At 53.1% G+C, this 11,668-nt stretch carries 13 protein-coding genes; 8 read left to right on the forward strand and 5 right to left on the reverse strand.

What is annotated here, in order from left to right:
• Genes Q3O06_RS08935 through Q3O06_RS08955 form a run of 5 tightly spaced genes read left to right on the forward strand, consistent with a single transcriptional unit; the run spans position 1 to position 3,792 of the window.
• Positions 1-651: a TetR/AcrR family transcriptional regulator gene (locus Q3O06_RS08935; RefSeq protein ID WP_301818485.1), complete on the forward strand. Its 651-nt coding sequence runs from the start codon at positions 1-3 to the stop codon at positions 649-651.
• A 54-nt stretch (positions 652-705) separates the two neighbouring features.
• On the forward strand, positions 706-1,482 hold the full coding sequence (locus Q3O06_RS08940; protein ID WP_301818486.1) for an SDR family oxidoreductase: 777 nt from the start codon (positions 706-708) through the stop codon (positions 1,480-1,482).
• A gap of 50 nt (positions 1,483-1,532) precedes the next feature.
• Positions 1,533-2,099, forward strand: coding sequence for a ubiquinone biosynthesis accessory factor UbiJ (locus Q3O06_RS08945; protein ID WP_301818487.1), 567 nt, complete (start codon positions 1,533-1,535; stop codon positions 2,097-2,099).
• A gap of 19 nt (positions 2,100-2,118) precedes the next feature.
• Positions 2,119-3,009 (forward strand): NAD(+) kinase, encoded by an 891-nt coding sequence (locus Q3O06_RS08950; protein ID WP_301818488.1) that lies wholly within the window; start codon positions 2,119-2,121, stop codon positions 3,007-3,009.
• Between the two features lie 24 nt (positions 3,010-3,033).
• Entirely contained in the window at positions 3,034-3,792 is a 759-nt protein-coding gene (locus tag Q3O06_RS08955; protein WP_301818489.1) for a pseudouridine synthase, read from the forward strand.
• Between the two features lie 54 nt (positions 3,793-3,846).
• Here Q3O06_RS08955 and Q3O06_RS08960 read toward each other — a convergent pair whose 3' ends face one another.
• The 3 genes from Q3O06_RS08960 to folE2 form a co-directional block, all read right to left on the reverse strand.
• Entirely contained in the window at positions 3,847-4,512 is a 666-nt protein-coding gene (locus Q3O06_RS08960; RefSeq protein WP_301818490.1) for an NAD(P)H-dependent oxidoreductase, read from the reverse strand.
• A 35-nt stretch (positions 4,513-4,547) separates the two neighbouring features.
• Positions 4,548-4,967: a hypothetical protein gene (locus Q3O06_RS08965; protein ID WP_002232153.1), complete on the reverse strand. Its 420-nt coding sequence runs from the start codon at positions 4,965-4,967 to the stop codon at positions 4,548-4,550.
• Between the two features lie 225 nt (positions 4,968-5,192).
• A complete protein-coding gene (gene folE2 / locus Q3O06_RS08970; protein WP_373323518.1) occupies positions 5,193-5,966 on the reverse strand; it encodes a GTP cyclohydrolase FolE2 in 774 nt (257 codons plus the stop codon).
• Between the two features lie 202 nt (positions 5,967-6,168).
• Here folE2 and Q3O06_RS08975 point away from each other — a divergent pair, with 202 nt between their 5' ends.
• Entirely contained in the window at positions 6,169-7,326 is a 1,158-nt protein-coding gene (locus Q3O06_RS08975; RefSeq protein WP_301818492.1) for a trans-sulfuration enzyme family protein, read from the forward strand.
• A gap of 63 nt (positions 7,327-7,389) precedes the next feature.
• On the opposite strand, the gene hemB is transcribed toward Q3O06_RS08975, so the two are convergent.
• Both hemB and yhbY read right to left on the reverse strand, forming a co-directional pair.
• Positions 7,390-8,391 (reverse strand): porphobilinogen synthase, encoded by a 1,002-nt coding sequence (gene hemB / locus Q3O06_RS08980; protein WP_107859197.1) that lies wholly within the window; start codon positions 8,389-8,391, stop codon positions 7,390-7,392.
• Between the two features lie 171 nt (positions 8,392-8,562).
• Complete coding sequence (yhbY, locus tag Q3O06_RS08985) at positions 8,563-8,847, reverse strand: ribosome assembly RNA-binding protein YhbY (protein WP_118791821.1); 285 nt, start codon at positions 8,845-8,847, stop codon at positions 8,563-8,565.
• A gap of 108 nt (positions 8,848-8,955) precedes the next feature.
• Between yhbY and Q3O06_RS08990 the strand changes: the two genes are divergently transcribed.
• Both Q3O06_RS08990 and ftsH read left to right on the forward strand, forming a co-directional pair.
• Entirely contained in the window at positions 8,956-9,576 is a 621-nt protein-coding gene (locus tag Q3O06_RS08990; protein WP_301667891.1) for an RlmE family RNA methyltransferase, read from the forward strand.
• Between the two features lie 63 nt (positions 9,577-9,639).
• A complete protein-coding gene (gene ftsH / locus Q3O06_RS08995) occupies positions 9,640-11,607 on the forward strand; it encodes an ATP-dependent zinc metalloprotease FtsH (RefSeq protein ID WP_301818493.1) in 1,968 nt (655 codons plus the stop codon).
• The last annotated feature ends 61 nt before the right edge of the window (positions 11,608-11,668 follow it).

The raw sequence follows: 11,668 nt of genomic DNA on the forward strand, positions 1-11,668 counted from the left end.
ATGCCCGTGACCCGCATTGCAAAAACCAATACTTACACCCGCATCATCGATGCCAGCCTTGCGCTCTTCAACGAGGAAGGCGAGCGCAACATCAGTACCAACCATATCGCGGCACATTTGGGCATCAGTCCGGGCAATCTCTATTACCACTTCCGCAACAAAGACGAAATCATCGTCCAACTGTTCAAACGTTACAGCGAAGCCCTGCTGGCATACCTGAATGAAGCCGTGCTGCCGTCTGATGTGGAAGACTCCATTAACTATATGGCGGGCATTTACGACGTGATGTGGGAATACCGCTTCCTCTTTAGCGACGTAAACACCCTGCTTGCACGCAGTGCCGAATTGTTGGGCGAACACAATACCTTCACCCAAGCCAAAGTCTCCCCGCTCTTGGTCAACCTGCTTACCCAGCTCAACGGCTTAAACATCATCCAAGCCGACCAAACCGCCATGAACGACCTCGCCGTCAATATGTGGATGGTCACGAAATACTGGTTCGACTTCGACAGCTCCCTGCGCGGGCGTACCAAGCTGACCGAAGACTCCAAAACACGCGGCGTCCGTCGTACCTTAAGCCTCCTGCGTCCCTACCTCTTGCCGAAACATCGCGAGGAATACGACCGGAAAATCGGCAACGGCAACCCGTAAACCCATAACGTCCGAATCAGTTTTCAGACGGCACTTACCCGACGGTATCAGCGAATGCGCGCAGCCCTCCCGCCCCATATCTCCATCACAGGCCTAGGTTACCTCGGCCTGCCGCTGGCACAAAAGTTTTACCGACACGGCAGCCGCGTCTCCGCCATAAAACGCAGCCTGACTTCGGACGACATCAACCTGCCCATACACCTCGACATCTTCGACCTCGGCTGCACCGATGCCTTTCAGACGGCATTGTGGCAAAACCACGCCGACAAACCCGTTTGGTATTTCCTGCTGCCGCCCTCTTCCCTGACGCATTACGCCGACACCGTCAAACAATGGGCAGAGCTTGCCCGGGCGTGCAACGTGCAACACCTGATTTTCACCAGCAGCACAAGCGTTTACGGCGATAAAGTGCGCGAATGCGACGAAACCGCCACACCCAATCCGCAAACCGAGTCCGCCCGACAAATCCTCGCCGCCGAACAACACCTGCTCGACAGCGGCGTTCCGAACATCGACATCCTGCGGCCGGGCGGGCTTTATTGCGCCGAACGCCATCCCGTCAGCCGCCTTGTTCAAAAGCAAAACATCCAAGGCGGCAACTGGCCTGTCAACATCGCCCACCGCGACATCGCCGTCGAAAGCCTGTTTCAGACGGCATTCAAACCCGGCGGCAGGCGGCTGAAAAACATTATCGAACCGCGCCACCCGGCACGCCGCGAATTTTATACGGAAGAAGCCGCCAAACTCGGTCTGCCCGCGCCGGATTTCGCACTCGACGACAGCGTGGGCAAAATCATCCGTACCGTTTGCGATAACGGGTTAAGCCTGTAAAATAACCGGTAACAGCAACAAACAGGCATTCTCCGCCCCAATCAGAAAATATGTCCGCCCTCCTCCCCATCATCAACCGCCTGATTCTGCAAAACCCGGACAGCCGCTCGGAACTTGCCGCCTTTGCAGGCAAAACACTGACCCTGAACATTGCCGGGCTGAAACTGGCGGGACGCATCACAAAAGACGGTTTGCTCTCGGCGGGAAACGGCTTTGCAGACACCGAAATCATCTTCCGCAACAGCGCGATACAGAAAATCCTCCAAGGCGGCGAACCCGGGGCGGGCGACATCGGGCTCGAAGGCGACCTCATCCTCGGCATCGCGGTACTGTCCCTGCTCGGCAGCCTGCGTTCCCGCGCATCGGACGAATTGGCACGGATTTTCGGCACGCAATCAGACATCGGCAGCCGTGCCGCCGACATCGGACACGGCATCAAACAAATCGGCAGGAACATCGCCGAACAAATCGGCGGATTTTCCCGCGAACCCGAGTCCGCAAACATCGGCAACGAAGCCCTTGCCGACTGCCTCGACGAAATAAGCAGACTGCGCGACGGCGTGGAACGCCTCAACGAACGCCTCGACCGGCTCGAACGCGACATTTGGATAGACTAACCTTCAGACGGCATCCGACATGAACAGTCCTTTTCACAACATCGGCATCGTAACCCGCCCCAACACGCCCGACATCCAAGATACTGCACACACACTGATTACATTTTTGAAGCAGCACGGCTTTACCGTCTATCTCGACGAAGTCGGCATAAGGGAAGGCTGCATCTACACCCGGGACACCGCTGGCTGCCATATCGTCAACAAGACCGAACTGGGGCAATACTGCGACCTGGTCGCCGTCTTAGGCGGAGACGGCACCTTTCTCTCTGCCGCCCGCGAAATCGCCCCGCGCGCCGTTCCGATTATCGGCATCAACCAAGGTCATTTGGGCTTTCTTACCCAAATTCCCCGCGAATATATGACGGACAAGCTATTGCCTGTTTTAGAAGGAAAATACCTTGCCGAAGAGCGCATCCTGATTGAAGCCGCACTCATCCGCGAAGGCAAAACCGCCGAACGCGCCCTCGCCCTCAACGATGCCGTCCTCTCCCGCGGCGGTGCCGGACAGATGATTGAATTTGAAGTCTTCGTCAATCAGGAATTCGTCTATACACAACGTTCGGACGGGCTGATTGTCTCCACCCCCACCGGATCGACCGCCTATTCGCTTGCCGCCGGCGGCCCTATCATGCAGGCAGGATTACACGCCTTCACACTCGTACCTATCTGTCCGCAATCTATGACCAACCGCCCCATCGCCATTCCGGACACGTCCGAAATAGAAATCCTCGTTACCCAAGGCGGCGACGCGCGCGTCCATTTCGACGGTCAAACCCATATCGACGTGCAAAACCTCGACCGCATCACCATCCGCCGCTACCGCAACCCCTTACGCATTTTGCACCCGACCGACTACCAATATTTCAAAACCCTGCGCCAAAAACTGCACTGGGGCGAACAATTGGTCTGAACCGACCCTTACCGGAAAACACCTATGAATCCAAAAACTCCCCCCGGCCATACAGAAGATGCCGTGCGCCTCTCCAAACGCATGGCGCAACTGGGGCTTTGTTCGCGCCGCGAAGCCGACGGCTATATCGAACAAGGCTGGGTAACGGTCAACGGCAAAACCGCCGTACTTGGTCAGAAAATTTCACCGGCAGACCGTATCGAACTGAACAAGAAAGCCCACGAACAGCAGGCAGCACGCATTACCATCCTGTTGAACAAACCCGTCGGCTATGTCAGCGCACAAGCGGAAAAAGGCTATAAATCCGCCGCCGAACTGATTACCCCTGAAAATCACTGGGAAGGCGACACCAGCCGTATCCGTTTCGATCCGAAACACAAAATCGGTCTTGCCCCCGCCGGCAGGCTCGATATCGATTCAGTCGGATTGCTGGTGTTGACGCAAGACGGCCGTATCGCCAAGCAGCTTATCGGCGAAAACAGCGGCAGTGAAAAAGAATATTTAGTACGCGTGCGCGGCAAATTGGACGAAAAAGGACTTGCCTTACTGAATCACGGATTGAGTTTGGACGGCGAGAAACTGCGTCCCGCCAAAGTAGAATGGCAAAACGAAGACCAACTGCGCTTCGTGTTGAAACAGGGTAAAAAGCGGCAAATCCGCCGTATGTGCGAACTGGTCGGGCTGCGCGTCGTCGGGCTGAAACGCATCCGCATGGGCAAGGTCAAGCTCGGCAGGCTGCCGCCCGGCAAATGGCGTTATCTCGCTCCCGGCGAATCGTTTTAAATAAGCATTAAAAAATGCCGTCTGAAAATCCTTGCGTTTTCAGACGGCATTGCCTTATGCCCAAATAACGGTTTCTTCCAAGGGCCTGCGCGCTTTCGTGGCGATTTCCTGAACCCGGTAGCCGAATGTCGCGGCAACGGACACGCCCCATTCTGCAGCATCGAACAAACCGAACTGCCCGGACAATACGCGTTCCATATCGGCATAGTTGAAACCTTCTATCGGACAGGAATCGATACCTACCATCGCCGCACCCGTCATCATGTTGGCTAACGCGATATAGGTCTGGCGGCAACACCAGTCAAACAAGGCGTGCGGATCGTCCAAAATCTTGATATCGTCAGCTTGAAACGCCTGATACCTCGCCAAAGATTTTTCTACGGCATCCGGTTCGGTAACGCCGCGCCGTTTGAGGCTTTCCAACATAAACGGGCTGTCGAAGCGGGCATTTTTCTTCGCCAAAAACACCACCAAATGACTGGCGGTATCCAAAGCATCCGCCATACCCCAAGAAAACGGCTTGATTGCCTGTCGGATTTCGGGGTTTTGAACTACAACAAACTGCCAAGGCTCCGAACCGACCGAACTGGGCGACAAACACCCGAGTTCTAAAATAAACTGAAAATCCTCGGCACTGATTTTGCGTGCCGCATCGTAATACCGGCATGATTTGCGGTTTTTAAATGCGGATAGGACCTGCTCTTTGCTTAATACTGTCATCGTGCATCCTTTTCTATTCATTAAGCTAATTATGCTTATTCCTCAATCACAGTCTCCACCACCGAATGAATACTTTTAGGCAATTGCAAAAAAGCATTCCAAGCAATTAAAGCAGTTTTAAAAGTATGCAGCGAACAGCTTAATACTGGATAACCATCTTCTTCATCAAATTCATTGTGGTAAAAAATGACCTTATCATGATGAAATTCTAGGCAAAATTGTTGACCACCGCCATCATCATAAATTTCATTTGGATTATTTTCTATTAATTCTATAATCTTGAAATGCTCATCAATCGTGGATCGATAGTAAATATCGCTCATTAAGGTAGACGTAATGTAATCATATATTCCTACATAATAATCAACCCTATTATCATAGTCATCCAGAATGATACACATTCTAAATGTATCTCCTGATGGAAATTTATCACAAAAGCACTTAATTCTTTTCATCATTAATCTCCTAATTTTTCATAAATATTACTATTCATATTATTACTTTGATTGCAAATTGATTTCAAACCGATACGGCTCTGCCGCACCATACAAGCCGCCCTCGCCGTCGGACCTTATCCGGACTTTGCCCGTCCTTCGGCGGCTCGGAAAGTGAAGCGGCGGCAGATTCGCGAATGCCGCCCCAATGCCTTTCAGACGGCATTTAGTTCATCGCAAACACGCCTACGGATACGCGATATAGGCATAAGCCGAATGGTTGTGGATAGATTCGAAATTCTCACTCTCGACGACAAAGCTCTTGATACGCTTGTCGGCAATCAGTGCAGTAGCGACATCACGCACCATATCTTCCACGAATTTCGGATTTTCGTAGGCCTTTTCGGTAACGTATTTTTCATCGGGGCGTTTGAGCAGGCCGTAGAGTTGGCAGCTCGCCTGCGCCTCCACATAATCGATGACTTCCTCGATACCGACTTCGGCATCGGCAGTCAGGCTGACGGTAACGTGCGAACGCTGATTATGCGCGCCATATTGAGAAATTTCTTTGGAACACGGGCAAAGCGAGGTTACAGGAATCATGACCTTCATACTGTGGCCGTATGCCCCGTCTTTGATTTCGCCCGTGAGACAGACATCATAATCCAGTAAGGACCGAATACCGGAAACCGGCGCGGTTTTCTTGCGGAAAAATGGGAAAGAAACGCTGATTTTGCCGGCGCGGGAATCCAAAAGCGCGACCATTTCGGCAGTCAGCCTATGCAATTGTGCGAAATCCAAGGCTTCAGAATGTTGCTCCATCAATGCGACAAAGCGCGACATATGCGTACCCTTCTGCTCGGCGGGCAGGTAAACCGTCATGGTCAGACGGGCAACGGTGGACTGGATGCCTTCTGCAGTTTGCAGGGTAATCGGAAAGCGCAGGTCTTTGATACCGACCTGATTGATCGGCAGGTTGCGTAAATCTCTGCTGGATTGCACGTCTGCAATGGCGTTCATGCGCTGTTTGTCCTTAATATTCAGATAATTATTGAGATGTGTGTATTGTATGGCAGGCAGATGCCATCTGAAAAAACGCTGTTGACCGCCTGCCTGCAAATGCGAGATTATATCACTTGCTTTTGGCGGCTGCATTGATTGTTTCTATTTTCGGGATAGTGATAAAATCCCGACTTATTCATATCTTACAAGGCAGAAACAGATGAAATTCGCCACCCAAGCCATCCATTCCGGCTACGATTGCGACGAACACAACCGCGCGCTGATGCCGCCGATTTATCAAAACAGTATGTTTGCGTTGCACGAGATTGGCGAAAATGTGCCTTACCGTTATTCGCGCCTGAGCAACCCGACCCGTCAGATTTTAGAAGACACCGTTGCCGATTTGGAACACGGTGCGGCAGGTTTTGCGTTTTCCAGCGGTATGGCGGGAATTGATGCCGTGTGGCGCACTTTCCTACGCCCTGGCGATACCATTGTCGCCGTCGCCGATATTTACGGCGGCGCGTATGACTTATTGGTCGATGTTTATCAAAAATGGGGGGTGAACGTTGTTTTTGCCGATTTGGGCAAGCCGGATAATTTGGACGAGCTGCTCAAAGCGCACAAGGTCAAACTGGTTTGGCTGGAAACGCCGTCCAACCCGCTTTTGCGCTTGGTAGACATCAAAGCCCTTGCGGCGAAAGCCAAAGCAGCCGGTGCGCTGGTCGGTATCGACAACACTTTTGCCACACCGTATCTGCAACAGCCGTTGGATATGGGTTGCGATTTTGTGTTCCATTCTGCTACCAAATATTTGTGCGGCCATTCGGATGTATTGATGGGCATCGTCGTTGCCAAAACCAAAGAACTGGCGAAACCGCTGCACGACATGATGGTGCATACCGGCGCGATTGCCGGCCCGATGGACTGCTGGCTGGTGTTGCGCGGCATCAAAACGCTGGCTCTGCGCATGAACGCCCATTGCCAAAACGCGCTCGAAATTGCGCGCCGTTTGGAAGCCCATCCTGCCATTGAAAAAGTGTTCTATCCCGGCCTGCCGTCGCACGAACATTACGAACTGGCGAAAACACAAATGCCCAAAGGCATCGGCGGCGTGGTTACGGTTTATCTCAAAAACGACACGCGTGAAGCGGCTAATAGCGTGATTAAAAACATGAAACTGGTCAAAATGGCTTCCAGCCTCGGCGGCGTGGAAAGTTTGGTCAACCATTGCTATTCCCAATCCCACAGCGGCGTGCCGCATAATGTGAAAATGGAAATGGGCATCAGGGTCGGCCTGCTGCGTTTCTCTGTCGGTATCGAAGATGTAGATGATATTTGGAATGATATTTCCGCCGCACTCGATACGACTGTATAATCCACGCAAAATGCCGTCTGAAACCATGGTTTCAGACGGCATTTCAATCAACTCGGCCGAAAATCAACGCTTCAGCATCTTTGCCGCCTCAATAGCGTAATAGGTCAAAATCCCGTCCGCACCGGCGCGTTTGAATGCCAGCAGGCTTTCCAAAACCACTTTGCCGCCGTCCAGCCAGCCGTTGGCAATCGCTGCCTGCAACATCGCGTATTCTCCCGAAACCTGATAGGCATAAGTCGGTACGCCGAACTCGTCCTTCACGCGGCGGACAACGTCCAAATACGGCAAACCGGGCTTAACCATCACCATATCCGCACCTTCCTGAATGTCCAACGCCACTTCGTGCAGCGCCTCATCGGTATTTGCCGGATCCATCTGATAGGTCTTTTTATCTGCCTTGCCCAAATTGCCCGAACTGCCCACCGCATCGCGGAACGGCCCGTAAAACGCCGAAGCATATTTGGCGGAATACGCCATAATCCGCGTGTGGATATGACCCGCATCCTCCAACGCCTCGCGAATCGCACCGATACGCCCGTCCATCATATCGGAAGGGGCAACCACCTGCGCGCCCGCCTCTGCATGACATAAAGCCTGTTTCACCAAGACTTCTACGGTTTCATCATTCATCACGTAACCGTTTTCGTCCGTCAGTCCGTCCTGACCGTGAACCGTATAAGGATCGAGCGCAACATCCGTCATAATGCCCAGTTCGGGAAACCTCTCGCGCAAGGCGCGGACGGCTGTCGGCACCAGTCCTTCAGGGTTATACGCCTCCTGCGCACATTCCGTCTTATTTGCCGTAACGACAGGGAACAGTGCCAGCATGGGTATTCCCAAATTTGACGCTTCCTCCGCCGTAAACAGCAACCTGTCCAAACTTTGACGCTTCACGCCCGGCATAGAAGGCACATCCTCCTCGCGTGCCGATCCCTCCAATACGAACACCGGATAAATCAAATCATCGGCAGTCAGCGTATGCTCGCGCATCAGGCGGCGTGAAAAATCGTCCCTGCGCATACGGCGCATACGCGAAGCCGGAACATTGCGGTAAGGAAACTGCATAATTCCTCCAATCATCCTGTCAACAATTCAAATCATACAGAAGCCGCCGCAACTTGCAGACGGCATCGGGCGGTAATCAAAATCCGTTTTCACCGGAAAGGGTTTCGGCACACCGAAATGCCACGCCGAAGGACAGCGTCCCGCCCGTTAAAGAACAAACCCCTTCCAAAATCAGGCTTCAATATTCTTACGCCACAATACCAAAAGTTTCCCGATATGCTGAACCGGTTGCGCGTCAACCGCCTCACACAAGGCATTGCAGATTTCGATACGTTCGGCACGGTCGTCGCCGAATACGCGCACTTTAATCAGCTCATGCGCCGTCAGTGCCGCATCGGTTTCCTTGATGACCGCGTCCGTCAAACCCTGCTGACCGACCATCACAACAGGATGGAGATGGTGCGCGCGCGCTTTCAGTTCCAAAATTTCTTTGGTGTTCAATTTGCTATCCGTCATTTTCCTACTGCTTGAATAAAAAGAATAATGCGGCATTGTACGCGATTTGGCACGACAACGGCAAAATTAACGTACAATACGCGGTTTCATTCCGACCCGCGAACCACTATGGCTGTACGTTCCAAATCCTCAAAAGCGTGGCTGCACGAACACGTCAACGATCATTACGTCCATATGGCGCAAAAAGACGGCTACCGCGCCCGTGCCGCATACAAACTTTTGGAAATCAACGAAAAAGACAAGCTGATCAAACCCGGCACGGTACTTGCCGACTTGGGCAGCGCGCCGGGAAGCTGGTCGCAGGTTGCCGCCAAGCTGACGGGTACTTCCGGAGCAGTTTTCGCCTTGGACATCCTGCCTATGGAAGCCATAGGGGGCGTGTCCTTCATTCAGGGCGACTTCCGCGAGAACGACGTACTGGCACAATTTGAAACCTTGTTGGACAACCGCCCGCTCGACCTTGTAATCTGCGATATGGCGCCCAATATGTCGGGCAATGCCGTAACCGACCAGGCACGCAGCTTTTATCTGTGCGAACTGGCTTTGGACTTCGCCTCGCAACACCTGAAAACCGGAGGCAGCTTTCTGGTCAAAGTCTTTCAGGGTGCAGGCTATCAGGAATACATGGCAGCCATGCGCGAAATTTTCGGCACGGTGCAGACACGCAAACCCGAAGCCTCGCGCAATCGCTCCAGTGAGATTTATTTATTGGGCAAAAATAAACGCTGACAATACAGACGGCGTGCTTTACAATCATTTCCGTTTTACACCTCAATTATGGAGCCTTGCTAAGTGGGGAACACCTTTAAATCAATCCTTGTCTGGGTCGCCTTGGGTATCGGCCTGATGGCTGCGTTCAACGCTTTAGACGGTAAAAAAGAAGACAACGGACAAATCGAATATTCTCAGTTCATCCAACAGGTCAACAACGGCGAAGTATCCGGCGTCAACATCGAAGGATCCGTCGTCAGCGGTTACCTGATTAAAGGCGAGCGCACCGACAAAAGCACCTTCTTCACCAACGCGCCTTTGGACGACAACCTAATCAAAACGCTTTTAGACAAAAACGTCCGCGTAAAAGTAACGCCGGAAGAAAAACCGAGCGCGCTGACTGCCCTGTTTTACAGCCTGCTGCCCGTCCTGCTGCTGATTGGCGCATGGTTCTACTTTATGCGTATGCAGACAGGCGGCGGCGGAAAAGGCGGCGCATTCTCCTTCGGAAAAAGCCGCGCCCGCCTGCTGGACAAAGATGCCAACAAAGTGACCTTTGCCGATGTCGCCGGCTGTGACGAAGCCAAAGAAGAAGTGCAGGAAATCGTCGATTACCTCAAAGCGCCGAACCGCTATCAAAGCCTCGGCGGTCGCGTGCCGCGCGGCATCCTGCTGGCGGGCAGCCCGGGAACCGGCAAAACGCTCTTGGCGAAAGCAATTGCAGGTGAGGCTGGCGTACCGTTCTTCAGCATTTCAGGTTCTGACTTTGTCGAAATGTTTGTCGGTGTCGGTGCAAGCCGCGTCCGCGACATGTTCGAACAGGCAAAGAAAAATGCGCCCTGCATCATCTTTATCGACGAAATTGACGCGGTAGGCCGCCAACGCGGCGCAGGTTTGGGCGGCGGCAATGATGAGCGCGAGCAAACATTAAATCAATTATTGGTTGAAATGGACGGTTTTGAGAGCAACCAAACCGTCATCATCATTGCGGCAACCAACCGTCCCGACGTACTCGACCCTGCGCTGCAACGCCCCGGCCGTTTCGACCGCCAAGTGGTCGTCCCCCTGCCGGACATCCGGGGGCGCGAACAGATTTTGAATGTCCATTCTAAAAAAGTGCCTTTGGACGAATCTGTGGATTTATTGTCCCTCGCGCGCGGCACGCCGGGCTTTTCCGGCGCGGATTTGGCGAACTTGGTCAACGAAGCCGCCCTGTTTGCCGGCCGCCGCAACAAAGTCAAAGTCGATCAGAGCGATTTTGAAGACGCAAAAGACAAAATCTATATGGGTCCGGAACGCCGCAGTATGGTGATGCACGAAGACGAAAAACGTGCGACGGCGTATCACGAATCCGGACACGCGATTGTTGCCGAAAGCCTGCCCTTTACCGACCCCGTCCACAAAGTAACCATTATGCCGCGCGGACGTGCGCTGGGTCTGACTTGGCAGCTTCCCGAACGCGACCGCATCAGTATGTATAAAGATCAGATGTTGAGCCAGCTCTCCATCCTGTTCGGCGGACGGATTGCCGAAGATATTTTTGTCGGACGCATCTCCACCGGCGCATCAAACGACTTTGAACGCGCAACCCAAATGGCGCGCGAAATGGTAACGCGCTACGGTATGAGCGACAAAATGGGCGTGATGGTCTATGCGGAAAACGAAGGCGAAGTCTTCTTGGGACGCAGCGTAACCCGTTCTCAAAACATTTCCGAGAAAACCCAGCAGGACATCGACGCGGAAATCCGCCGGATTTTGGACGAGCAGTATCAGGTTGCCTACAAAATCCTCGATGAAAACCGCGACAAGATGGAAACCATGTGCAAAGCCCTGATGGAATGGGAAACCATCGACCGCGATCAGGTATTGGAAATTATGGCGGGCAAGCAGCCAAGCCCGCCCAAAGATTACAGCCACAACCTGCGCGAGAATGCGGACGCGGAGGAAGATAACGCGCCGCACGCTCCGTCTCGGGAAGAAACCGAAGCACCTGCCCCGGCAGACACCGCCTCGACAGAGTCCGAGCAGCAGCCTGAAAACAAGGCTTAACTCCCCGAACAAACGGCAGCCCGCAAGCTGCCGTTTTCCCATCTTGTTTTCAGACGGCATT

The organism is Neisseria maigaei (assembly GCF_958267405.1).
Taxonomy (GTDB): domain Bacteria; phylum Pseudomonadota; class Gammaproteobacteria; order Burkholderiales; family Neisseriaceae; genus Neisseria; species Neisseria bergeri.